General features: G+C 37.7%; 20 protein-coding genes and 1 tRNA gene. 11 read left to right on the top strand and 10 right to left on the bottom strand.

Features of this window, described 5'->3' with window-relative positions; translation table 11 throughout:
* Positions 1–50: 50 nt before the first annotated feature.
* Genes B0G92_RS05245 through B0G92_RS05220 form a run of 6 tightly spaced genes read right to left on the bottom strand, consistent with a single transcriptional unit; the run spans position 51 to position 4,167 of the window.
* On the bottom strand, positions 51–551 hold the full coding sequence (locus tag B0G92_RS05245) for a DUF6702 family protein (RefSeq protein WP_056068269.1): 501 nt from the start codon (positions 549–551) through the stop codon (positions 51–53).
* A gap of 12 nt (positions 552–563) precedes the next feature.
* A complete protein-coding gene (locus B0G92_RS05240; protein ID WP_101471327.1) occupies positions 564–1,250 on the bottom strand; it encodes a carboxypeptidase-like regulatory domain-containing protein in 687 nt (228 codons plus the stop codon).
* The gene (locus tag B0G92_RS05235) at positions 1,237–1,950 is read right to left on the bottom strand and encodes a carboxypeptidase-like regulatory domain-containing protein (protein WP_101471326.1); all 714 of its coding nucleotides are present in this window, start codon (positions 1,948–1,950) and stop codon (positions 1,237–1,239) included. Before B0G92_RS05235 ends, B0G92_RS05240 begins: the two co-directional genes overlap by 14 nt.
* Positions 1,940–2,701, bottom strand: a complete 762-nt coding sequence (locus tag B0G92_RS05230) for a peptidase associated/transthyretin-like domain-containing protein (protein ID WP_101471325.1) — start codon at positions 2,699–2,701, stop codon at positions 1,940–1,942. Before B0G92_RS05230 ends, B0G92_RS05235 begins: the two co-directional genes overlap by 11 nt.
* Positions 2,688–3,422: a peptidase associated/transthyretin-like domain-containing protein gene (locus tag B0G92_RS05225; RefSeq protein ID WP_101471324.1), complete on the bottom strand. Its 735-nt coding sequence runs from the start codon at positions 3,420–3,422 to the stop codon at positions 2,688–2,690. Before B0G92_RS05225 ends, B0G92_RS05230 begins: the two co-directional genes overlap by 14 nt.
* Positions 3,412–4,167, bottom strand: coding sequence for a peptidase associated/transthyretin-like domain-containing protein (locus B0G92_RS05220; protein WP_101471323.1), 756 nt, complete (start codon positions 4,165–4,167; stop codon positions 3,412–3,414). Before B0G92_RS05220 ends, B0G92_RS05225 begins: the two co-directional genes overlap by 11 nt.
* Positions 4,168–4,322: 155 nt before the next feature.
* Between B0G92_RS05220 and pepE the strand changes: the two genes are divergently transcribed.
* On the top strand, positions 4,323–5,030 hold the full coding sequence (gene pepE, locus B0G92_RS05215; RefSeq protein WP_101471322.1) for a dipeptidase PepE: 708 nt from the start codon (positions 4,323–4,325) through the stop codon (positions 5,028–5,030).
* 181 nt (positions 5,031–5,211) lie between these two features.
* Here pepE and B0G92_RS05210 read toward each other — a convergent pair.
* Positions 5,212–5,284, bottom strand: a tRNA-Gly gene (locus B0G92_RS05210).
* 171 nt (positions 5,285–5,455) lie between these two features.
* On the opposite strand from B0G92_RS05210, the gene B0G92_RS05205 reads away from it, so the two are divergent.
* Both B0G92_RS05205 and B0G92_RS05200 read left to right on the top strand, forming a co-directional pair.
* The gene (locus B0G92_RS05205; RefSeq protein WP_101471321.1) at positions 5,456–5,902 is read left to right on the top strand and encodes a GNAT family N-acetyltransferase; all 447 of its coding nucleotides are present in this window, start codon (positions 5,456–5,458) and stop codon (positions 5,900–5,902) included.
* Positions 5,903–5,974: 72 nt separating this feature from the next.
* Complete coding sequence (locus tag B0G92_RS05200; protein WP_101471320.1) at positions 5,975–7,561, top strand: L,D-transpeptidase family protein; 1,587 nt, start codon at positions 5,975–5,977, stop codon at positions 7,559–7,561.
* On the opposite strand, the gene B0G92_RS05195 is transcribed toward B0G92_RS05200, so the two are convergent.
* Positions 7,550–8,260 (bottom strand): murein L,D-transpeptidase catalytic domain family protein, encoded by a 711-nt coding sequence (locus B0G92_RS05195; protein ID WP_056068251.1) that lies wholly within the window; start codon positions 8,258–8,260, stop codon positions 7,550–7,552. The two genes, B0G92_RS05200 and B0G92_RS05195, sit on opposite strands and share 12 nt — an antisense overlap.
* A 217-nt stretch (positions 8,261–8,477) precedes the next feature.
* On the opposite strand from B0G92_RS05195, the gene B0G92_RS05190 reads away from it, so the two are divergent.
* The 5 genes from B0G92_RS05190 to B0G92_RS05170 all read left to right on the top strand — a co-directional run bounded on the left by B0G92_RS05190 (position 8,478) and on the right by B0G92_RS05170 (position 17,837).
* Positions 8,478–10,883, top strand: a complete 2,406-nt coding sequence (locus B0G92_RS05190; protein ID WP_101471319.1) for a DUF5916 domain-containing protein — start codon at positions 8,478–8,480, stop codon at positions 10,881–10,883.
* A complete protein-coding gene (gpmI, locus tag B0G92_RS05185) occupies positions 10,884–12,401 on the top strand; it encodes a 2,3-bisphosphoglycerate-independent phosphoglycerate mutase (protein WP_101471318.1) in 1,518 nt (505 codons plus the stop codon).
* 187 nt (positions 12,402–12,588) lie between these two features.
* Positions 12,589–16,158, top strand: a complete 3,570-nt coding sequence (locus B0G92_RS05180) for a T9SS type B sorting domain-containing protein (protein ID WP_101471317.1) — start codon at positions 12,589–12,591, stop codon at positions 16,156–16,158.
* A gap of 93 nt (positions 16,159–16,251) precedes the next feature.
* Positions 16,252–17,073, top strand: coding sequence for a type I methionyl aminopeptidase (gene map / locus B0G92_RS05175; protein WP_101471316.1), 822 nt, complete (start codon positions 16,252–16,254; stop codon positions 17,071–17,073).
* Complete coding sequence (locus B0G92_RS05170) at positions 17,073–17,837, top strand: class I SAM-dependent methyltransferase (protein WP_101471315.1); 765 nt, start codon at positions 17,073–17,075, stop codon at positions 17,835–17,837. Before map ends, B0G92_RS05170 begins: the two co-directional genes overlap by 1 nt.
* Positions 17,838–17,905: 68 nt before the next feature.
* On the opposite strand, the gene B0G92_RS05165 is transcribed toward B0G92_RS05170, so the two are convergent.
* Positions 17,906–20,716 carry a M16 family metallopeptidase gene (locus B0G92_RS05165; protein WP_056068239.1) on the bottom strand — a complete coding sequence of 937 codons (2,811 nt, stop codon included), beginning with the start codon at positions 20,714–20,716 and terminating at the stop codon, positions 17,906–17,908.
* A 211-nt stretch (positions 20,717–20,927) separates the two neighbouring features.
* Here B0G92_RS05165 and B0G92_RS05160 point away from each other — a divergent pair, with 211 nt between their 5' ends.
* The 3 genes from B0G92_RS05160 (at position 20,928) to pruA (ending at position 24,443) form a co-directional block, all read left to right on the top strand.
* Entirely contained in the window at positions 20,928–22,178 is a 1,251-nt protein-coding gene (locus B0G92_RS05160; RefSeq protein WP_101471314.1) for a type IX secretion system plug protein, read from the top strand.
* Between the two features lie 102 nt (positions 22,179–22,280).
* Positions 22,281–22,667, top strand: coding sequence for a Co2+/Mg2+ efflux protein ApaG (gene apaG / locus B0G92_RS05155; protein WP_056068235.1), 387 nt, complete (start codon positions 22,281–22,283; stop codon positions 22,665–22,667).
* 150 nt (positions 22,668–22,817) lie between these two features.
* A complete protein-coding gene (gene pruA, locus B0G92_RS05150) occupies positions 22,818–24,443 on the top strand; it encodes an L-glutamate gamma-semialdehyde dehydrogenase (protein WP_101471313.1) in 1,626 nt (541 codons plus the stop codon).
* Positions 24,444–24,617: 174 nt separating this feature from the next.
* On the opposite strand, the gene rsmG is transcribed toward pruA, so the two are convergent.
* The gene (gene rsmG, locus B0G92_RS05145) at positions 24,618–25,247 is read right to left on the bottom strand and encodes a 16S rRNA (guanine(527)-N(7))-methyltransferase RsmG (protein ID WP_056068472.1); all 630 of its coding nucleotides are present in this window, start codon (positions 25,245–25,247) and stop codon (positions 24,618–24,620) included.
* Positions 25,248–25,322: the final 75 nt, after the last annotated feature.

Here is a 25,322-nt window from a genome sequence, read left to right as displayed (position 1 = left end):
ATTTTAAGATTGAAATTTAATCAATTTGATGTAATACCGGAAAAAAAATGCTAATAATTTAACTGACCCCGTATTTTGTCTGAAGTAAGAAGCAGGCTTTGCTTTTTCCCTAAAACGTGCGTATGGAAAATATGCTGCTGGTCATAAAGCTCCATTAAAATAGTGTCTTTTATTTCGATAGAACTGATTTTCTCGACATTCTTGATTGTGAAATAGCAAATCAGGACATTATCTTCTACTTCTTTGCCTAAAAAACGGATTTCTTTTTCCTGTTCGTTTACTTTAACGGCAAACTTTTCCTGAAAATATTTCTGAAGCAGTTCTTTACTTTCTTTTATTTCCTTACTTGTTCCCAGATATATTTTTTTGCCAAACCTTTTCTCCAAGGCCAAATCCATATCATCAATAAAAAGTCGGGATGTTATTTCTATGGCTTTCTTTTCCGGCACATAATCCAATTGGTTTACGGAAACATAAAATTTGTGAAGCGAAGCCGAAGTCAGCCCAGTAAACAACAGTAAAAGAAAAACTATTTTGATTGCCTTTTTCATTTTACAAAAGTACTATTCTTTTACAATTTCTTCATTTTGAAGTTCATTGTATTTTCTGGCCAGTTCGATTATTGCCAATTTGATTTTATCTTTTACCCTCGAATTGACAGTTTTCATAAAATCCGGCTGTTCGGAGCAATAATACTTAAATGCCATGACATAATCAGGGTCAATCTTTAGTACTCTAATGAAATATTCATCACTATACAGGATTCCAATTCTTTCAATCAGCATTAGTTTTTTCTCACCTTCGACCCTTGCTTTTCTTTCTGCCCTACTTCCTACTCTGCCTATCATCCTTCGTTCTGCAACCGTATAAACTTTTGGCTTGAATTTTATGATTCCTAAATTATAGGCCGTTATATTGACATATTTTGTAATTTCGACTTCATCGAGCTGATTTATTTTAGGCTCCATTTCTATAATAATGATATCTTTTTGAAAATCATCCGCTTCAATGATTTTTCTTTTATAATGCATATTGACAGCTGAAAAAACGAGCAGGTCGTCAACCTTTGCCAGAATCGAAAAATCTCCATTGGAATCTGTGACGGCTGATTTTTCATTCACCAAATTCACCAGATTTATGCCTTCAACGTTATTGCCGTTTGCAACAACTCTTCCCTTTATCATTTTTTCTTGCGAAAGGGCGACATAAGAAACCAAAAAAGTAAGGAGTAAGATTTTATTGCTTTTCATCAGACTGCAACTTATTGTATTCTACTGCAAGTTCATTGATCCAAAAAGTTGCCAGTGTTTTGTTTTTTCCCCTAACGGCACTTGCGAATTTAAAATCTTCAATACAGAAGTATTTGAATGCCATGATGTAATCAGGATTGATTTTAAGGGTTTGCGTATAAAATTCATCATCGAAAAGGTCATTTACTTTTTCCAGAAGTATTTGTTTTTTCTCTACCGAAATATTCTGCTTAAGTCTTTTGGTCCTGCCCGACATTAAATTAATTAGCGGGTCGAGCAGTCCGGTGGTGGCCGTCCTCAATTTTCTTTCTGCCGGGGTGTAAACTTTTGCAGGCTTTGATAAAATGCCTAAAGAAACAGCATTAATGTTGTTGTATTTTGTGATTTCTACTTCATCCAACTGATTGGCTTTGGGTATCATCTCAATGATAACTACGTCCGATTTCAGGTCGTCAGCATCAATAATTTTTCGCTTGTATTCGAAATTCAAAGCAGACAGAACCAGCAAATCGTCTTCTTTTGCCAGAATGCGAAATTCTCCGGCTGCATTTGTAACGGCTGATTTTTCATTAACCAGATTGACTACGTTAATTCCTTCAACATTGTTGCCACTGCCCGTAACTTTTCCGCGGATTATCTTTTCCTGTGAAAAAGCAAAGTGTGCTATAAATAAAAAGGCAAAAAGAAAGCTAGTTTTCATCTGAAATCAATTTAAGATATTCCCTTGAAAGCCTTGCCAGTTCAAACTCTGACTTTATCTTATTTTTGTCTTCTAATAACCTCACAAAATTTTCATCACCTATACTGTATAATTTAAAACCCTGTATGTAGTTTTCAGGTATTTTAAGATGTCCTAAAAAATAGTCATCCTGAAACATATCTTCTACCTTTTTCAACAAAAATTCCTGCTGTTCGATTTGTACTTCTTTCTTAAGGCGTTTTGTTTTTCCGTTTATTGCATTTAGTACCGGATCCAAAGGAAATTGTCCAAACAGAAGGCCAACCAAATGGACCGGCTTAAAATCACCAGCCGTCCTGAGTCTGCGTTCTGCAGGAGTATATCTTTTTGCAGGAGTTTCCAAAATTCCCAATTCAAAAGCATCAAGATCCTTATACTTTGTAATCTCTACTTCGTCAAGACTTGTTGTTTTTGGAATCACATTAACAGTAATCGCGCCAGCAAGAATGTCTTCTTTGCTAATGATTTTTCTTTTGTACTCGAAATTTATAGCTGAAAACACCAGTAAATCGTCTTCTTTTGCCGAAATAAAAAACTCACCCTTTTCATCTGTAACTGCTGATTTTTCATTAACGAGATTAACTACATTAATACCGCCTACATAGTTCCCATCTGCCATTACCTTTATTAGCAGAAGTTTCTCCTGTGATTGTGAAAACAACATTCCTGCCGATAGCAGAAAAAGCAAAAGCGTGTAATTATTTCTTTTCATCGGCAAGCAATCCCCTATATTTTTCTGCCAGTTTTATGATAGCTACTTCAAGAGCGGTTTTATTGTTTTGGTCTAATGCCTTGCTAAACTCTTCATCACCTACAATGTAGTATTTAAAGCCATTGACATAGTCTTTCGGAATATCGAGGCTTTCTGTATAATAAGCCTCGTCAAAAAAATTATCCAGCTTTTCGAGCCTGGCTATTTCCCTCTCTACCTGAACTCCTTTTTTAAGCGTTTTTGTTCTACCTGATAAGAAATTAAGAATGGCATCGTTACTGATACCCAAACCTTGTATTAGTTCCACAGGCTTTGACGCCGTCCTCAGCTTTCTTTCTGCCGGTGTATATTTTTTCACTCCCTGCACTACCGAAAATTCATCACTTTTTTCAACAACAACTTCCTGAAGCTCTGTCACCTCAGGCTTCATCACAATTTCAACATTTCCTGAATTGAATTCGTCTTTTGTAATCGTTTTTCTTTTGTGTTCAAGATTGGCTCCCGACAAAATCAGCACGTCACCTGTTCTGGCATAAATGTAGAATTCTCCTTTTGCATTCGTTCTGGTCTGGGTGGCATTCGAAAAATTAACTACTTCAATATCATCAACCGGAACTTGTCCTGCTGTTATTTTTCCATATATTTTTTTATTCTCCTTACTCTGCGAAAAGACAATTTGAGAAAGCAGTATTAGTAGTATTAAAAAGTAATTATTTTTCATTGGTTATGGTTTGAATATATGTTTTGGCAATCTCTCCTAATAAAAATGTCGCCATTGCTTTATTTTTACTGTTCAGATTTTTTACTAATCGTTCGTTTTCAACCGCATAATACAAAAATCCTTTGACATTTTCGGCAGGGATTTTAAGTTTTTTCGTATAGTATTCTTCTTCAAATAAATCCTCCAGCTGGCTTATCCATTTCTCTCTTTTTTCTACTTCCAGTTCTTTCTTGAGCATCGAAGTCCTTCCGGACATCAGGTTTAAAAGCGGGTCGAGAGTAAACGAATTATTTAGTCCTACTTTAGGATCTACACCTGTAGCCGTCCTTAATTTTCTTTCGGCCGGTGTATAGACTTTGGCGGGCTTGGGTATAATTCCTAAATCGTAAGCATTGATATTTTTATATTGCACGACTGTTACTTCATCCAATTGATTTACCATAGTCTCAAGCTTCACAAAGAACAATTCTTTCTCAAAATCAGCCTGGCTGACTTCCACAATTTTACCTTTGAACTGGATAGACGAAAACATTAATGAATCTCCTTCTTTGGCCTGAATCGAAAAATAACCGCCTTCTTTGGTTACTGTTTCTTTTTCTGAAGACAGGTTCAGGACATAAATCCCATCAAGATTGGAAGCAGATGCCATAACTTTCCCTTTCAGGTTTTTTCGCTCGGAAACCTGTGAAAGCACCGAAGGAGAAACAGCTATAAAAAAAGAACATAAAAATATTTTTTTCAGCATAATGAATTGAGGGATAAGTTTGTCAGGTAAAAATATCTTATCACCTCCCAAATTATTGCCAACGACCTAATAAATTTGTGTTAATAATAAAGTTCACATTCTACTGCTTTATAATTTCCAACCTTGCTAACTTTACGTCATAAAATCATATTAAAATGAAAAATCTGATTATAGCGAGTACCTCAACATTACACAACGGAGGTTATCTCGAATATCTTTTGCCGGAACTTTCTATTCACTTCAAAAATGTGTCTGAACTTGTCTTTATACCTTATGCCAGACCAAGTGGTATATCACACGACGAATATACTGAAAAAGTACATCAGGCTTTTTCTAAAATCAACATTAAAGTAAAAGGCCTGCATGAATTTGAAGACCTGAAAGAAGCCCTAAAACAAGCGGAAGGAATTTTCACAGGTGGCGGAAACACTTTTTTATTGGTAACGCAACTTTATCGTCATGACCTGATGACCTTGCTATCTGAAACATTAAAAAAAGGTACTCCATATTTGGGAACCAGCGCCGGAAGCAATATAACCGGACTGACAATGCAGACTACTAATGATATGCCTATTATTTATCCACCAAGTTTCCAGACTTTGGGCATGATTCCATTCAACCTCAATCCGCACTATCTCGACCCGGACAGCAACTCAACACATATGGGCGAAACGCGGGAAACAAGAATAAAAGAATTTCACCAATTCAATACTTTACCCGTTTTGGGACTTAGGGAAGGAAGTTGGCTGGAAGTAAAAAACGAAACCATAACCTTAAAAGGAAATCTGAAAGCACGCCTTTTCAGACAAAACCAGCAACCTGAAGAATTAGAAAGCGGAAGTGATTTGAGTTTTCTGAACTAGCAACATTTAATACCTCCTGAAGTTCATATGAACTTTGCGCCTCTGCGTCTTTGCGAGTAATTATTTTCACGCAAAGACGCAGAGGCGCAAAATACAAACCCCTAAATTTATTGGAAATCCATTTCTGAAAAGTTTTGGAAATAAAAAAACCTCAAGCTTTCACTTGAGGTTTTATTTTTAGAGCGGAAGACGAGGCTCGAACTCGCGACAACCAGCTTGGAAGGCTGGAGCTCTACCAACTGAGCTACTTCCGCATTTCTACGGTGCAAATATAAGCAATAAGTTTTTTCAGTTGCAAGTTTTTTTTCAAAAAAAATGCAATCTTTTTTTCGCAATCTTTGCAGAAATAAGCTTTTCGACCGCTAAGAGTTTTATTATTAAATTGTTATATTTTACAATCCCACCCAAAAAATTTTAAAAGAAAAATGGAAACCATAAAAGAAATATCTGCATTAGATACATTTTCTGTCCGACATCCCGTTTTACGACCCGGAAAACCGATAGAAACCTGCCATTTTGAAGGCGATAATTCAGAATCTACAAAACATTTTGGCTTATTCAGCAATGAAAAACTTGCAGGCATTGCTTCCCTGTTCATACATCCCACTCCTTTCTTAGAAGAAAAATTACAATTTCAACTAAGAGGTATGGCCATATTGCCGGAATTTCAGAAAAAAGGATTTGGTGAAGCTTTAGTAAAGCATGCAGAAAATGATGCCCAGGCACGTGGCGGAAAAATTATCTGGTTTAATGCACGGGAAATTGCGGTTGGATTCTATAAAAAACTCGGATATGAAATTATTGGAGAGCCTTTTGACATAGCCGATATTGGCAAACACTATGTAATGTACAAAAAGTTAGATACCGTATAAAAATTCATCGGGTACTTCGCAACTTGAAACTTTTTGAGTAACTTCACACAAGTCCTCGTACAATTCTTGGTTATGTATCGATTTTTTCTCATAACGGCATTATTGCTTCTTCTGGTTTCCTGCAAGGAAAAAGAAATCGCTTATACCCCACCTTTAAAAAAGGACACAGGAGATGTGACCAAACACGAACCCAGAAGTTATGATATTGATTCCGCTTATGTAGCAAGCTTTGAGAATGATTCGCTTACTTCATTTTACAGGATGAATGATTTCAAAACTGTATGGAATACGTCAAAAAACAGACAACTCATCATTGAAGAACTTTTAACAGTCGACAAGGAAGGTTTAGAACCTAAAGATTACAATTCCTACGAGTTGGAGCGTCAGGAAAAAAGCCTGTCTTCATTAACCGAAAAAGAAATCGTAAGCTATGACGTGCAGATGACACTTGCCATTCAAAAATATCTTCTGCACCAGACCCGCGGCAAACTAAACCCAAAAGAACTTTATGAAGATTGGGATTTGATTCCTAACCAGGCAAAAATCAATCAGCTATTAACAGATGCCAGTAACGGTGATTCACTACAGACTATTATTGAAAAAGCAAAACCAAACCATATTGTCTATAAAAAACTAAAAGAGGCGTTGGTGCTCATCGATAAATTTCCAACCGATACGCTTAAAAAAATAGAAGTTGCAGGAAAATTAAAAGTAAACGATACCAGCCAATCAATCATAAATATTAAAAAAAGACTGATGTATTGGAGAGATATGACACCACAAGATTCTCTTACCAATCTTTACGACCCAGAAACCGAGAAAGGAATCAAGAGATTCCAGTCCAGACATGGGCTTGCAGCAGATGGAGTCATTGGCCCGAGTACGGTCATGGCACTAAATATTCCTAAAAATGTGCGGAAAGAACAAATCATTGCCAATCTGGAACGCTGGCGATGGTTCCCTAAGAATATGGGCGAGCACTATATTATTATCAATATCCCTGACTACAGGCTCTGTACGGTTTTTAAAAATGATACGACCAGAACACATAATGTCATTGTTGGCACCTCTAAAAGGAAAACACCCATATTGAGTTCTAAATTGAGTTATGCCGTATTCAATCCTACATGGACTGTACCTCCTACAATTTTAAAGGAAGATATAATTCCTGCCACAACAAAAAACCGAAACTATCTCACGAAAAAAAACATTACTGTTTATGACAAAAACGGAAAAGAAGTAAGCTTAACTAGCTGGAACCCTGAAAAAGCACTGAACTATCGCTATGTGCAAAGTCCCGGCACTTATAATTCATTAGGAATGGTAAAAATAATGTTTCCGAATAATTTTACGGTTTACCTGCATGACACGAATCACAGGGAATATTTTGACAAAACTAACCGTTCACTTAGCTCCGGTTGCGTCAGGGTTCAAAATCCGTTGGAGCTGACAGAGTACCTGTTAGACGATAAGAAAAACTGGAGTCTTGAAAAGATTACCGAAACCCTGAAAAGAGAAAAAACTCAAAATGCGAAAATTAAAAAAGAAATTGCCATTCACCAGCTATATTGGACAGCATGGAGTAATGGCAATAGTTTACAATTCAGGCCTGATATCTACACCTTAGACAGCAGTCTGTATCTTAAATTACGAGATTAATTTAGTTGCTGCTTTATAATTAGCAGAAGGATGGTAGATAAAAAGGCACGATTTATCTTTAATCACATTGATAACTTCTTTTGTAATTCCAACCGGTAATGCAGGGCATCCCTGGCTTCTTCCAAGTCTTCCGTGAGTTTTTATAAAAGATTCTGCCACATAGTCGGCACCATGAACGACAACCGCTCTGCTTCTGGCGTTATCATTTATACCTTTCTCTAATCCGTCAAGGCGTAACGAAAGACCGTGTTTTCCCTGATAAACTTCTCCTGTGGCATAAAATCCAAGACTGCTTTTGTTAGAAGAAGATGCATTTGAAAACTCTTTTGCATATTCTTCGCCTGTATTTCTGCCATGGGCAACAAGCGAATTATAAAGTACCGTATTGGTTGACATGTCAATAATCCACAATCTCTTGGAATTGGAAGACAGACTAAAATCGATAATTGTTAATATGTTTTTTGAAACCAGACCTTTCTCTTTCAGTTGGTAAAAACCCTGAAGCGCTTTTGAAAAACTCTCCAATTTTGGTAAAGAAAGATTATTTGAATGCAGTGTGTGGTATAGCTTTTCAGCTTTCATCGAAAAACTTGCTTCGGCTGTGGCTGCAATTAATTTTTCTGGCTCTGTAGGTTTGCTCACATTTGTTGTAAATGAAGCAAAAAAGTACATGAAGACGGGTAAAAACTTGTAAATCATTGAAATTCTAATGGGTTAAAATTGACTTGGGGAGCGCCAAAAGTATTAAAAAAAATTTATTCTCAAAATTTATTACTCTTAAAATGAGGTATTTAACAAAATTAACCTTTTTTTAATTTTAGTGTAACAGAGATTATAACGTACAAAATTCAAAAATATTGCAAAGTAATTGTGTATGTATATTTTATGGCTATTTTTGCTATATAAACACGCACAAATGGGCAAACCGTTTTCACTGATTTTACTTTTTTTCGCAATCATTTCTACTTTCGACTCCTATGGTCAGAGAAAAAACCTGCAAGCAAAATCAATTTCCGAAAACATTTCCATTGACGGTAAACTTAATGAGGCCATTTGGAATACTGCTCCGGTCGCTACCGATTTTTTAATGCTCGAACCCGATAACGGAAGGCCAATAAGTCCAAACAAAAAAACGGATGTTCGCATATTATATAACAATGACGCCATTTATGTAGCCGCCATACTCTATGACGATGAACCCCAAAAAATACTAAAAGAGCTAACACAAAGAGACAATTTTGGAACAGCAGACCATTTTGGAATTTTCATCAACGGATTTAATGACGGCCAACAGGATTTCCGCTTTTTTGTAAGTTCATCGGGCGTGCAGATGGACTGTCTTGCGACTGAAGGCGGTGAAGATTATAGCTGGGATGCCATTTGGGACAGCGAAGTTTCCATTACAGAATATGGCTGGGTCGTTGAGATGAAAATTCCTTATGCGGCACTGCGTTTTTCTAATGATGAAAAACAGACATGGGGTCTTAACTTCTACAGGGAAATAAAAAGAGACCGCCAGAAATATACCTGGAATCTGATTGACATGAAAATTGGAGCCGCGCTTCCTCAAACCGGTCAGCTGGAAGGTATTGAAAATATAAAACCGCCCACGAGACTCTTTTTTATACCCTATTCTTCTTTTTATGTAGAAAACAATAAGGAAGGAACAGATAATAAATTTAAGGCCGGAATGGACATCAAATATGGCATCAACGATTCTTTCACATTAGACGCGATTCTGGTTCCTGATTTTGGACAGACAAAATATGATAATGTCGTATTGAATTTGGGACCTTTTGAACAGCAGTTCAATGAAAACCGACCTTTTTTTACGGAAGGAACCGACCTCTTTAATAAAGGAAACTTATTATATTCCCGCAGAATTGGAGGCAGCCCCTCCACTTACCTGTATTCTTCAGATGAAAATGTTATTGCCAGTAATCCATCTACTGTCAACCTCATTAATGCCATAAAAATTTCAGGAAGAACCTCTTCAGGACTCGGAATTGGCGTACTGAATGCTGTTACTGAAAAAACATACGGAACTTTAAGAAACACACAAACCAATGAAACCAACAGAGTGGTCGTAGAACCACTTACCAATTATAATATTTTGGTTTTAGACCAGAGATTTAACCAGAATTCATCTGTAGCACTCGTAAACACTAACGTAACCCGCAATGGTGAATTTCGTGATGCAAATGTTTCTGCTTTGGTTTATGACCTGAACACTAAAAACAACAAATTCAATCTTACGGGAGATTTTAAATACAGCTATATCAATGAATATGGCGATAATGACAATCTGAATGGCATCAATACCGCCATACAAATTGGAAAAAAAGGAGGAAAATGGAGATATAATACCGGAGCTACGTATGTTTCCAAAGAGTATGACGCCAACGACCTCGGCATCACTTTTATTAATAATTTCCATTCGGGGTATGTCAACCTGGGCTATAGAATTTTGAATCCAAATTCCGTTTTCAATACTTTTAAAATTAACACGAATTATTACGCCGAATTCCAAAATACTACGGGCCGCCTGCAAAAAGGTGAAATAAATATTGACTTTACTTCAACAAGCATAAAAAATGATTATTATGCCATTTCTGTTTATATCAGCCCGCTGGAAACTTATGATTTTTATGAGGCACGTGTTAACGAACGCTTTGTAAATCTTCCTAAAAATGTTTATTCTTCATTTTATTTCTCCTCCAATTACAACAGGAAATTTGCCCTTGATTTGAATCCTTACTTTACCGTGACAAGTGAAGAAAACCGTGTTTCCTATGGTTTGAAAATAGCACCCAGATATCGATTTAGCGACAAACTGCTTATGAATTACATGATTGAGGCTTACAACCAGAATAGTGACAGAGGATGGGTGGCTTTTGATGGCGATGCTATTATTTTTGCCGAACGCGACCGCAGGACATTGACTAACGAATTGGGTTTAAAATATTCAATGAATCCAAAAATGACTTTAAATCTGGCGGCCCGCCATTATTGGTCATATGCAGAAAATAACCAATATTTAACACTTCAAAACGACGGTAGCTTAACATCAAATAGTACTTTTACAGTAAATAAAAACTCGAATTTCAGCACCTGGAATTTTGACCTTTCCTATTCATGGTGGTTCGCTCCAGGAAGCCAGATTTCGGTACTTTACAGAAACAATGCTACTGATAGCAGAACAGAGATTGACAGGAGACTCGGAAACAATTTTAAAAACCTTTTCAACAACAACCTGAACAACATCCTCTCAATCAGCGTCAGATATTTTATTGACTACAATTCGATTAAAAACAAGTTTTAGATGAACAAAAAAGTAATCCTAATGATATTGGATGGATGGGGCAAATCTCCTGATCCAAAAGTTTCTGCAATAGACAATGCAAATACACCTTTCATTGACAGCCTTTATACAAAATATGCCAACGCCCAACTAAGAACAGACGGCCTTAATGTTGGCCTTCCGGAAGGTCAGATGGGTAATTCTGAAGTAGGACACATGAATTTAGGTGCCGGCAGGATTATCTACCAGGATTTGGCCAAAATTAATCTGGCCGTACAACATAAAACCCTGCAACAGGAAAAAGCATTGATTGATGCTTTTCATTATGCCAAACAGAACAATAAAAAAGTTCACCTTTTGGGATTAGTATCAGATGGAGGAGTGCATTCCCATATTGACCATGTAAAAGGCCTGATTGACGCAACCCAGGACTTCGGACTTGAAAATGTATATGTCCACGCTTTTACGGACGGCAGGGATGTTGACCCGAAATCAGGAATATTTTTTATTTCGGCACTGGAAAAGCATATGGAAAACACTTCCGCAAAACTGGCCTCTATCGTTGGGCGCTATTATGCAATGGACCGCGACAAACGTTGGGAAAGAGTAAAAAAAGCCTATGATTTGCTGGTAAACGGAGTAGGAATCCATTCTCAAAATGCGGTTAGCAGTCTGCATGACAGCTATGAAAAAAACATAACCGATGAATTTATCGAGCCTATTGTTATGGTTGACGAGAATAACAATCCTATCGCAACCCTACAAAATGATGATGTGGTCATTTTCTTTAATTTCAGAACCGACCGAGGCAGGCAACTAACAGAAGTGCTCACACAGTTTGATTGCCATGAACAGAACATGCACAAACTCAATCTGTACTATGTGACAATGACAAATTATGACGATAGTTTTGTTGGGATACATGTAATTTATGACAAAGAAAACATCACGGAAACACTGGGTGAAATTTTAGAGAAAAACCATAAAAAACAAATCCGTATCGCTGAAACTGAAAAATACCCACACGTGACCTTTTTCTTTTCCGGTGGCAGGGAGTTACCTTTTGTAGGCGAAACCCGAATTTTGAAAAATTCTCCAAAAGTGGCCACCTATGACCTGAAACCTGAAATGAGCGCTTATGAATTGGCAGACGCACTAGTTCCTGAACTCGAAAAAGAAGAAGTTGATTTTGTGTGCCTTAATTTCGCGAACGGAGACATGGTTGGCCATACCGGCGTTATGCAAGCCGCTATCAAAGCATGTGAAGCGGTAGACAAATGCGCTGAAAAGGTCATCACAACTGCTTTAGCGCACAATTATACAACAATTGTTATTGCAGACCACGGAAATTGCGAGACGATGATTAACCCGGATGGTTCTCCTAATACCGCCCATACTACAAATCCAGTTCCGATTATTCTGGTAGACAAAGATTTAAAACACATAAACAATGGTATTTTGGGCGACATTGCTCCTACCATTCTGGACTTGATGGGCATTCAAAAACCAGAGGTTATGACCCAGCATTCACTGCTATAAAACAGGCTTTTTATAAAATAAAACAGGGAATTCTATTTAAAGCGGAATTCCCTGTTTTTATTACAACCAATTTGTTAATTAACAGATAGACAGAAGAATATTGTTATGATTTCTGAAAAAATAAAAATAAACTACCTATTTTCGCGTTGAAAACAATTAAATTTCACACGTTGTTTCTTTTCAAAGCATGAAATCATTGAACAGACTTTTACTTATTATTTTTTTTCTAACGGCAGAAATAGCCTACTCCCAGGGTGGTGCCCCATCATGCGCCGAATTACAGGCTAATTTTGAGCGCTATCAATCCTGCGCAACCAGTATTCCTTTTATCAACTCTACCAATAACACCAGCGGGGAAACTTATAGAACTACTTGTATCAGGCAGAATTTTAGAGGACCTACCTGGTTTTTTATGAAAATAAAAACGAGTGGAGATATCTTTTTACAGATTTCTCAGGTTAGCAACGCGGGGATTTCCAGTGACGTTGATTTTGTATTGTGGGGACCTTTTAACAACCTGAACAATATCTGTAGCCAATTAGATATCCCAAAAGAAGTAGATTGTAGCTGGGAACCTGATGGCATAGAAAATGTGGTATTACCTAATGCAGTAGCCGGACAAATATACATTCTTCTTGTAGATAACTTTTCCAATACGCCAGGCCAGATTACAATTACGCAAACCGGGGGTACCGGAAGTTCTGATTGCAGTTTTCTTTCCTCAGTAAAAATAAAGGACAATACCGGAAACGATATTACACAATTAAATTACTGCAAACCTGACACCAAAGACCTTGTTGCTACAATTGATGTTACCGATTTTCCAGGAAACACAAGCGATTTAAGATTTAACTATAAATGGTATAAAGACGGAATATTGCTTACCACAATTACAAATTCACTTTCCAACACCAATACACTCACCGTTTCTGATAGCGGACTTTATAAGGTCGAAACCACAGCATATGACAGTACAGATCCGACGGTCAATCAGAACGACCTTCAGGTAAGCGATGCTGAAATTGACCTGAAATTCTTTACAGCCCCAAACATGACGTTGCAAAATACAAATACACAATGTTTGGCCAGTAATCCGGTTCTACAAACCATTGACAACAATACAATAGTACAGACATATACTTACGAATGGTTCCGGGGCGGGATTTCAATACCGGGAGCAACCGGCTCTACTTTTACACCAACCCTGTCGGGAAATTATTTTGTAAGGATTTCAAATCCGGGTTGTGCTCCTTTTGATTCAAATACCATTGCTATTTATGAGCCTCCTCAGGTTACTATAACAGACAATCAGACAATTTGTGAGAATGACACCTATCAAATAACTTCTACCATCGCTAATGCTGCCAATCTTACCAATGTAACTTATCAATGGTATAAGGATGGGAATTTAATTCCGGGAGCGACATCAAGCTCTTATATTGTTTCTTTAGCAGGACAAAATGCAGGCACCACATCATCTTATGTTTTGGAAGCAACAGAACAGGGACTATGTGTCACAACTTCAAACCCGGTAGCTATTACTCTTAATGCAAAGCCACTTTTGAATACGCCTGTAGCCTTGCAACAGTGTGATTATATTTCACCAAACAATGACGGGTTTGCCACGGTAAATCTCACACAGGCCTATAACAGCCTGACAAATGGTGATACAGCACTTGTCTTGAGCTATTTTTTAGATGCAGGATTAACCCAGCAGATAACCACACCTAATTCCTTTACCAATACAGTTGCTTTCTCACAGAACATTTATGTTACTGCCATAAATCCGTCACATATTCCAATTTGTACTTCAAATGTGGCAATAATCAATCTTTCTGTTAATCCAACCAGTGTTGCGACTTATACAGACATGACACCTGTTTGCCCGGAATTGAATGCTAATTACGGATTCGTTGATTTCAACTCAAAAAGGGCTGCCATAAAAGCATCCTCTTTCCCTACAACTACTGTAGACATTGCTTTTTACATTAATGAAACTGACGCATCAGTAGAAGAAAACGCATTAACCAATACCTCTCAGATACCTGTCGGGATTTCAACAATTTATACACGAATAGAAACCAATAATAATTGTGCCGGAATAGGAACTTTTAAAGTACAGGTATATGCCGGCCCGGCACAGAATGCAATTACTCCAATCAATGCCTGTCAAACTGAAACCATTATTCTGGCGAATAAAGACAGCGAAATATTGGCCAGCCAAACTCCAACCGTGAGCGTTAGTTATTTTAATACGTTTGATAATGCACGTACCAATACGGCTGCCATAAACAAAAACACCGCCCTTCCTCTCACTGTAGGAACTAAAGCAATTTTTGTACGACAGTTCGATATGGCCACACAATGTGTTTCGGTAGTGAGTTTCGATATCAATGTGTTTGCAAATCCGACCATCACTACTCCTGACCCGATTACGATTTGCGGCAGCAATACCGCTGATTTTAATCTTGACAGCAGAATTCCTCAAATTACTTCCGGAAACACAAATTACAGGGTTTTCTTTTACGAAACTCCTGCCGATTTAGCTGCCGACACGCCTATCACTGCTACGAATCCTTACAATTCGGTTTCAAAGACAATCTCGGTTAAAGTTGTCGACCCAACCGGAAATAACTGTTTCTCAACAACAACTCTTCGATTAAACGTTGTAGGAAGTCCGGGCAGCACGACCAATCCGAATATTATTCAGGCTTGTGATGACAGCGGATTCTATCCGTTTAATCTTACCCAAAGGCAGTCCCAGATGGCCGGAACAACTCCTTTGAATACGATTCAGTTCAGATATTACATTCGTGAACAGGATGCATTAAGCAATTCCAACAATGCGATTCCTGCTCCTGAGAATTTCACCAATACTGTTGCCGACTATCAGAAAATATATGTACGTCTGAACAGCACCGTAAATATTGGAAGCGAAAACGGGGAAGCTTGTTTCAGAATACTCGAATTGGAATTGTTTGTAAGGCCATTCCCGGCCAATAATATACAAGAGTATCCTTATAGAATATGCAAGGACATCTACAATAATGTAGTTACTCCAGCATTTATAGATACGCAATTATCTGAAACCGATTACGATTTTGAATGGTATACCGGTCATGATGCGGTTGCTTCCAACCGAATCTCTTCTGAAACAGGAAGTACCTTCACTACCTCAGTACAGGGAGATTATTCCGTTAAGATAATAAACACAACGAATACGGCTCTTTGCGCCCGAATCATCAATTTTACGGCCAAAAACTCGCTGATTCCTTTTTCAATAACAGGTGACCCTTCAGAACAAATTACGTTTGAGTCTGACAGCAAAGTTACTGCAATTGTTACACCACAATCACCCGATTTCCAATACATGATTGATGATAACGGGTGGCAGGACAGTAATGTATTCCATAATATTAAAGAAGGAATTCATTTCTTAAAAGTGAGAAACAGATACGGCTGCGGCGAAATCAGCACCCGCATTGTAATAGTCGATTACCCAAGATATTTTACTCCAAACGGTGACGGATTTAACGACACGTGGAATATTGGCGGAAGAACGTCATTAGACATTTCAAACGTCTACATTTTTGACCGCTACGGCAAAATCCTGACCGACCTACGTCAAAACGGATTTGGATGGGATGGCACTTTTAATGGTCGCCCAATGCCTTCCGACGATTACTGGTTCAAAATCATTTATCAAAAAGACGGGGTAAAAAAGGAATTCAAAAGCCACTTCACTTTAAAACGATAAAATACACAAACTGCCTCAAGGGCAGTTTTTTATTTGCTCCGGTTTCTAATCAAATAAAAATAGTATTTTTGCAAACTGATAAAATTCCAATTTATGATTATCCAAAAAACCAGAGAAGAAATTGAGTTGATGCGCGAAAGTGCTCTTTTGGTTTCAAAGACACTAGGCATGATTGCAAAAGAAATCAAGCCAGGAGTCACAACGTTGCACCTTGATAAACTAGCGGAAGAATTTATTCGTGACCATGATGCTGTTCCTGGATTTTTAGGATTGTATGGCTGTCCTTCTTCAATTTTAACCAGCGTTAATGACCAGGTTGTTCATGGCTTGCCTACTAACCGCCCGATAGAAGAAGGTGATGTTGTTTCTGTAGATTGCGGTGTTTTAAAAAATGAATTTTATGGTGACCATGCCTATACTTTTGAAATTGGAGAAGTAGCTCCGGAAACCAAAAAACTGCTACAGGTAACCAAAGAATCGCTGTATGTTGGAATACGCGAATTTAAAATTGGAAACCGTGTAGAAGACGTAGGAAATGCAATTCAGAAATATACAGAAGCACATGGTTATGGCGTAGTTCGCGAATTGGTTGGACACGGTCTGGGCAGAAAGATGCATGAAGACCCAGAAATGCCTAACTACGGGAAACGCGGTCGCGGAAAGCTGTTTGTTGAAGGAATGGTAGTCGCTATCGAACCGATGATTAATCTGGGAACTAAAAATATCAAGCAGTTGAAAGATGGTTGGACAATTGTTACTGCCGACAGAAAACCAAGCGCCCATTTTGAGCATGATGTAGCATTAATTGACGGAAAGCCTGAACTGCTCTCAACATTTGCCTATATATATGATGCTTTGGGAATAAAAAGCGGCGAAGAAAACGAATTCAGAAGACAGCCTTTGGTGATTTCCTAATGAAAAAAATTTTCAGATTCGTCTTAAATACTATCCCGAGGCCGGTATTAATCCGCCTGAGCTATGTCATTCGCCCAGTTCTTGCTTTTGCCTTAAAAGGGAAAAAATATACGGACCCGATTGATGGAAAAAGCTTCAGGAAATTCCTGCCATATGGTTATGGCACGCAACGCAACAATGTGCTTTCTCCAAGTACTTTATCATTGGAAAGACACAGGCTCCTTTGGCTCTATCTAAAAAACGAAACCGATTTTTTCACCGCACCTAAGAAAGTATTGCATTTTGCTCCGGAACAGGCATTTTACAAAATCTTCAGAAACCAAAAGAATCTGGACTATACAACAACCGATTTACTATCGCCTTTGGCCGATGTAAAAGCGGACATCTGCAATTTGCCTTTTGAAGACAATTCGTATGATGTAATTCTTTGCAATCACGTTCTGGAACACATTCCTGACGATACCAAAGCAATGCAGGAATTATTCAGGGTGCTGAAGCCCGGAGGAATGGGGATTTTCCAGATTCCGCAGGACTTGAAAAGGGCAACTACTTTTGAAGACGATTCCATCACCGACCAAAAAGAACGTGCGAGAATTTTTGGCCAGTATGACCACGTACGCGTTTATGGAAGAGACTATTTTGACAAATTAAGAAGTATCGGATTTACTGTAAACGAAGAAGATTATACCAAAAAGATAGGTCCGGGACTGGTAGAAAAATACTGTCTGGCTCCCGGAGAAATAATTCCCGTGTGTTATAAATAACAATAACCGAATACCATAAAAAAGCCTGATGGAAATCCATCAGGCTTTTTGCTTAATCCAATCAAGATTTAGCTTTTTTCAGGCATTAATATACCCACAACCTTATCTTTTGTAAGATACTTTTTCGCTACATCCTGGATGTCTTTTGCAGTGATTGCATTCACCTTCTCTTCTACTTTCAAGATGTCTTCCGGATTGGTTCCGTTAACATAAGAGCGGTTAAAATTAGACAGCCAATACCTGTTTTCCTTAATATCTTTTTTATAATCCAACAGTTCAGCCTCCTTGAATTTCGTTACATCGGCAGGCAGTGGTCCGTTATCAATTATTTTCTGTAATTCTCTTAACGCAGAAGCCGTAAGTTTTTCAGCATTATCAGGTCCGCATGGGAAGTTAATTGAGAAATTATAAGAACCATTTGGAACTTTACTCATGCTTCCTCTGGCACTGATTCCATATACGCCACTTTCATTCTCTCTCAATTCTTCAACCAATTTAATAGAAAGCACTTCACCCAGCGCCTGCATTGCCAAAGCTTCTTTCGGGCTATATACTGCATCACCATAGAACATGATGTTAACCGTACTTTTTGGGTCTGTACCTTTATTTACAATTTTCTTATGCTCGCCTTTAAGCATTCTGTAACCAACATCAACAGCCTTTTCTTTCTTGTCATTTGACGGCAAAGCAGCCAGATATTTTGCAGAATACTCTTCAATCTTTTTATCATCTATATTACCTACAAAGAAAAATTCAAAATCTGCAGCATTTGCAAAACGCTCTTTGTATTTGTTATAAGCCAATTGGTAATCTGTAGTTTCCCATGCTTTTTCGTCCGGTATCATACCAAAGAATCTTGGGTTGTCTTTAAGCAGGTATCCGTATAATTCCTGTTGGAAGAAGAAACCAGGCTGTGATGCCATGTTTTTGAAAAATGCAGATTGCTTTTGCTTATAACCTTCGAAGGCATCTTTGTCATAATTCAAATCTGTAATATAAGCCACAGTCATCTGGAACAGATATTCCAAATCTTTTGGCGTAGCGCTTCCTCTAAGTCCTTCGGTTGTATTTCCAATATATGGATTTACGTTTGCTACTTTTCCAGACATAAATTTATTGATGTCATTCTCTTTCAATCCGGAAAAACCTGCCTGAGTCAATCCACCATTTGCGAATTGTGTTTTCTTCAACTCGTCAACCGAATACAGGTTTGTTCCTCCAAAGCTAACAGCATCCATCAAAACCTCATCATTTTTGAAATCGGTTTTCTTGTAGGTTACTTTTGCACCATTGGAAAGAAATAGTGTTGTTGTTCCTATTTTGTCATTTTTCTCTTTTTTGACAATGGTTCCCGGCTTCAGCTCTTTTCTCAGAAGGCTCGATGCCACTTCTGAATCTGCATATGGAGTAATCTCGGCTGTATTCACTTTTAATGCTCCTAATACTTCCTGTTCTGTCGGTTTTTTCAACCCGTCTTTTTCCGGACCTGTCAAAATCACAACTCTGTTATCTTCCTTCACATAGTCTTTAATCAAACTGTTTACATCCTTCAATTCGATAGCAGGCAATAGTTTTTTCGTTGCATTGTAAGTCCATTCAATACCCGGAACCGGCTCTTTTTGCAAGAAATGCGATTGATATTCTCCCACAAATCTTCGGGATTCTGTTTTGTCCCTGTCGTTATAATCAGATTCGATATTCGCCAGGATTTCTGATTTGGCACGTTCCAATTCACCTTGTGTGAAACCAAACTTTTTAACTCTCTCGTTTTCTGTAACCAAAACTTTTAAGGCATCTACCTGTTTGTCTTCCTGCGACATTGCGAAAGACTGGTAAGCCTCTTTCGTTCTCGCCCATGTTCCTCCATGATAGGAATATCCATAAGTAAATGGAGGTGTAGGAGAATTGGTTAGCTCGTTTAATCTGTTGTTAATCATAGTAGAATACAAACCTTCTACAAGCGATTTTCTAAAGTCATTTACAGTTACGACCGGCTTTGCATTTTCATAATCTTTATAAATCAACTGTACCTGCGCAGCAGAAGCTTCTTTATCGCTTTCAACCGCTACAAAAGTTTCTTTGTGATTTGGCACATCAAAAATCTTTCTTGGTTTTTCGTTTTTAGGATTCTTATAGGCCGCAAAATGATCTTTGATTTTCTTTTCCATTGCAGCCACATCAATATCTCCCACCACAATAACGCTCATCAAATTAGGACGGTACCAATCTTTGTAGAAATTGATTAGTTTGTCATATTTGAAGTTCTCAAGGATTTCTTTTTTACCAATTGGAAGACGTTCTGCATAATGCGATTTGTACATCATTTTTGGCATATAGCGCCCCATCATTCTTTTACCGGCTCCAAGTCCAATACGGTACTCTTCCAAAACCACTCCTCTTTCCTTGTCAATCTCTTCCGGTGTCAGAACAGCATTGAAAGCCCAGTCTTCCAGAATCTGGAAACCTTTCTCCAGTTTTTCCGGGTCATCAGAAGGAATTGGAAGAAAATAAACAGTCTCATCAAAACTGGTGTAAGCATTCAAGTGCTGACCAAACTTAACACCTATGCTTTGCAAATAATCTACCAGTTTGTTTTTCGGGAAACGTTTGGTTCCGTTAAAACACATATGTTCCATAAAATGCGCAAGACCTTGCTGGTCGTCGTTTTCAAGAATAGAACCTGCATTGATGACAAGTCTTAAATCTACCTTGTTTTCCGGTTTTGCATTTCTCTTAATGTAATAGGTCAATCCGTTTTCTAATTTTCCTGTCTTCACAGAGGGGTCAAACGGAATTGGACCATCGCCTTTAAGTTCCTGTGCAAAAATTGACACTGGAAAGGCCAACAGAAGCACGAATAGTTTGCTGTAATGTTTCATTAGGTTTGTTATTTATTTGAGTTATAAAACTAAAATTATAACTAGAAACCCACCTATTTATTGTAAAATATTTAACACATTTTATACAATATCTGTTATTTTAGGGCTATTTTTATTTGTTTTTCTACTTCTCAGAAATTTGGCATAATTCTCGCACAATTTTATTTGTCTTATATTTGTTATTATATAAATCCGAAAATCTTTCCGACAGATGAAGAAGAATTATTTTATTATTTTGCTGGCCTGCCTGTTCTCCGGTCTTGTCACAGCACAAGTTCAAAATGAAATCGACCCGCCATTCAACATAAAAACTGTTTCATTTGTCCAAAACGGGCAAAATGTAATTCCAATATTCAATCTTCAGGAAGGATTCCAACTGCAATTTGATGACCTTTATGGAAATGAAGCCAATTATTATTATGAAATTGTACACTGCAATTATGATTGGACACCGTCACAACTGGTCAAAAGCGAATACATTCAGGGATTTGACAACCAGCGAATACAGGATTACGAAAATTCCTTTAATACGTTACAGCTTTACTCCCATTACCGACTCCCATTTCCAAATAAATTTACACAGTTTAGGGTGAGCGGTAATTATATCATCAAAATATTGAATGAAGACAGGGATGTTGTTTTTTCACGAAAATTCATCCTGTATGAAGACCAGGTGTCGGTTCCTTTACAGATAAAAAGAGCCCGGGATGTACGCGACATCAATTACATGCACAATCTTGACTTTGCTATTAAGTCGGCCTCCATTACGTTTATCAATCCGCTGCAAAGTGTGAAGGTTATGCTATTGCAAAACGGGCAGTTTAAGGAAGCCATCTACAATATCAAACCGCAATATACCATCGGAAATGACTTGATTTACAAATACGATAAAGAAACACAATTTTGGGCCGGCAATGAATTCTTATATTTCGACAATAAGGAAATCAGGGCTGTTGTCAACAACATCAATTATGTGAGGGCAAAAGATCTTTACGAACCGCATCTTTACATTAACAGAGCAAGAGCCAATCAGGTATATACTTATTATCCGGATGTCAACGGAAATTTTGTAGTCCGTAATTTTAATACCCAAAATAATGAAATAGAAGCCGACTATGCCTGGGTGTATTTCACATTAGATGCTCCGAACTATTTTGGAAAAAGCGACATCTATATTAATGGAATGTTTAACAATTATGCCCTGAATGAGGAAAACCGAATGGATTTCAACCAGAAAACCGGCATGTATGAAAAAGCAATTGTAATCAAACAAGGATTTACCAATTACCAATATGTCATTGCAGATAAAAAAGGCAAAATAGACCATGCCAATGCCGTTGATGGTAATTTTTACCAAACCGAAAATAACTATCAGGTAATTGTTTATTATCGGGGTATTAATGAAAGATATGACAAAGTGATTGGAAGAGGAACTGCCAATTCCGAAAATATTGTAAATTAAAAAAGCTAAAAAACTGTTTTTAAAACCATTAAGCAAAATTTAGCAACAAAAACGCCAATCCAATAGGATAAATTTGTACTTTTGAAACATTATTAGCATTCTATGGTTACGCAAATAACTCGAGGTATTAAAATTTCTGTTTTGACTAGTTTTGAAGGAACTTACTTCAAAAACTATAAGATTCATTTTGCCTTTAGTTATGAAATCACCATTGAAAACCACAGCAAGGATTCCGTACAGCTAATGTCCCGCCATTGGGAAATCTTTGATTCCTTAAACAACAAAGACTTTGTTGATGGTGAAGGCGTCATTGGAAAAAAACCGGTTCTTAAACCTGGCGAATCGCACACCTACAGTTCAGGTTGTCTTCTCTCCTCTCCTTTTGGCGCTATGAAAGGCTATTTCAATATGATTAATTTTACCTCAACAAAAAGTTTCAGGGTTATTGTTCCTACTTTCAGACTAAGTGCGCCGTTCGCCCTGAATTAGCCTAAGTCTGTAAAAAATTATAAATTCCATAAATCCGGAAGAGTACCTGCATGATTGTTATCAAAATGGTAATTCTTTCAAAGTTCCCCATTCATTTCGTATCTTTGCCGTGCAAAAATTTGATATTATTAAATATAAAAACAAATCAGTATGCCAAAAGGAATTTACAATGTCCCTAAAGCGGTTAACGAAGTAGTTAAGTCTTACGCTCCGGGAAGTCCAGAAAGAGAACAAATCTTAAAAACGTATAAAGAATTATATAATTCAACTGTTGATGTCCCTTTGTTTATTGGTGAAGAGGAAATCAAAACCGGAGACACCAAAAGACTGTTCCCTCCATTTGACCACCAACATACTTTGGGTCAATACCACCAGGCTGACAAAGCTCTTGTAGAAAAAGCTATAGCATCAGCTTTAGAAGCGCGTAAAAAATGGGCTACCATGCCATGGGAACACAGAGCTGCTATCTTCTTAAAAGCTGCTGAATTATTGGCGGGTCCATACCGCGCTAAAATCAATGCGGCAACTATGATAGCCCAAGGAAAAACCGTTCACCAGGCAGAAATTGATTCCGCTTGTGAATTCATTGATTTCTTGCGTTTCAACGTGCAGTATATGACTGAAATTTATGCTCAGCAGCCTGTTTCTTCAGAAGGAATCTGGAACCGTTTGGAGCACCGTCCGCTAGAAGGTTTTGTTTATGCTATTACACCTTTTAACTTTACAGCCATTTCAGGAAACCTTCCTTCATGTGTTGCCTTGATGGGTAACGTGGTAGTATGGAAACCTTCTGCAACTCAAATCTATTCGGCAAATGTAATCATGGAAGTTTTCCAAAAAGCAGGATTGCCAAAAGGCGTCATCAACATGATTACCGGAGATTCAGGAATGATTACGGATACCATTTTAGACAGTCCTGATTTTGCCGGAATCCACTTTACGGGTTCAACGGGTGTATTCAACAGCATGTGGGCAAAAATTGGACAAAATATCAGCAAGTACAAAACCTATCCTCGAATTGTGGGTGAAACCGGAGGAAAAGATTTCGTATGGGCACACCCTTCATCAAATCCGATTGAAGTAGCAACAGCATTAACACGCGGTGCTTTTGAGTATCAGGGACAAAAATGTTCGGCTGCTTCAAGAGCTTACATTCCTGTTTCCATCTGGAATGCTGTAAAAGACCGTCTGGTTGCTGATGTAAAATCATTCAAAATGGGCTCACCGGAAGACACTTCAAACTTTGTTTCTGCAGTAATCTCAGAATCATCATTCGATAAATTAGCTAAAGCTATTGATGAAGCCAAGGCATCATCTGAAGCTGAAGTAATTGTTGGTGGTGGTTATGACAAATCTAAAGGATGGTTTATTGAACCAACGGTAATTGTTACTACCAATCCAAAATACGACACTATGGAGACAGAGTTGTTCGGACCTGTATTGACAGTATACGTTTATGAAGACGCTAAATGGGAAGAGTCACTTAAACTGGTTGACGAAACTTCAATTTATGCCTTAACTGGTGCTATCTTCTCTCAAGACCGTTTTGCGATTGATGTTGCTACAAAAGCCCTGGTAAACGCTGCCGGAAACTTCTACATCAATGACAAGCCAACCGGAGCGGTTGTTGGACAACAACCTTTTGGTGGCGCGAGAGCTTCCGGAACAAACGACAAAGCCGGTTCTATTTTGAACCTACTTCGTTGGGTTTCTCCAAGAACCATCAAAGAAACATTTATTCCTGCAACTGACTACAGATATCCATTTCTTGGGTAGTAGATAGTCGAAAGTTGTAAAGTCGAAAGATTTAAAGATTTTTGACCACACATAAAAAAAGCCGAATCTGAATTCAGATTCGGCTTTTTACTTTATGCCTTTTCGCTTAGCGACTTAGAATCTCAGCACCTATTAACTAATCACTATCCACTACCAACTATAAACTATTGCCAACTATCCCTTATACTTTAATGGTAAGTGAACCACTTTTTTAGTCTCAAAAAATTCATTATCAAAAAAAGCGGAAATATTATATTCCGTAGCTTTTGGAAAATCTTTTAATTCTTCTGTCAGGTCGCCGCCTTTCAGATATAAAATTCCGTTTTTGAGTTCGTGTTTCTGCTGTTTTTTGATTTTTAGCCTTACCCAGCTCACAAAATCAGGCATGTTGGTAACGGCACGACTAACGATAAAATCAAAATCTCCCTTGACATTTTCTGCACGAATCTGTTCGGCTTTTACATTTTCCAGTTTTAAAGCTTCAGCAACTGCCTGCACCACTTTTATCTTTTTCCCAATAACATCAATCAGGTAAAATTGGGTTTCCGGAAAAAGGATAGCTAACGGAATTCCGGGAAAACCACCGCCTGTTCCCACATCCAGAATAGAAGTCCCCGGCTCAAACTCCTGAATTTTTGCAATTGCCAAAGAATGCAGTATGTGTTTTGTATACAATTCATCAATATCCTTACGTGAAATAACGTTTATTTTTGCATTCCAATCGTGATAAAGTTCCTCTAATTTTTCAAACTGCTGCTTCTGAATATCAGACAGATTAGGGAAATATTTTAGAATTTCTTCCATTTTTAAAATTTTCACAAAAGTAAACATTTTCAGATTGAAATTTTTTAGGTTTTTATCCGTTTACATAAGCAAGAA

Source organism: Flavobacterium lindanitolerans (genome assembly GCF_002846575.1).
In the GTDB taxonomy this organism is placed as follows: domain Bacteria; phylum Bacteroidota; class Bacteroidia; order Flavobacteriales; family Flavobacteriaceae; genus Flavobacterium; species Flavobacterium lindanitolerans.
This window is presented reverse-complemented; position numbering and strand designations above follow the sequence as displayed.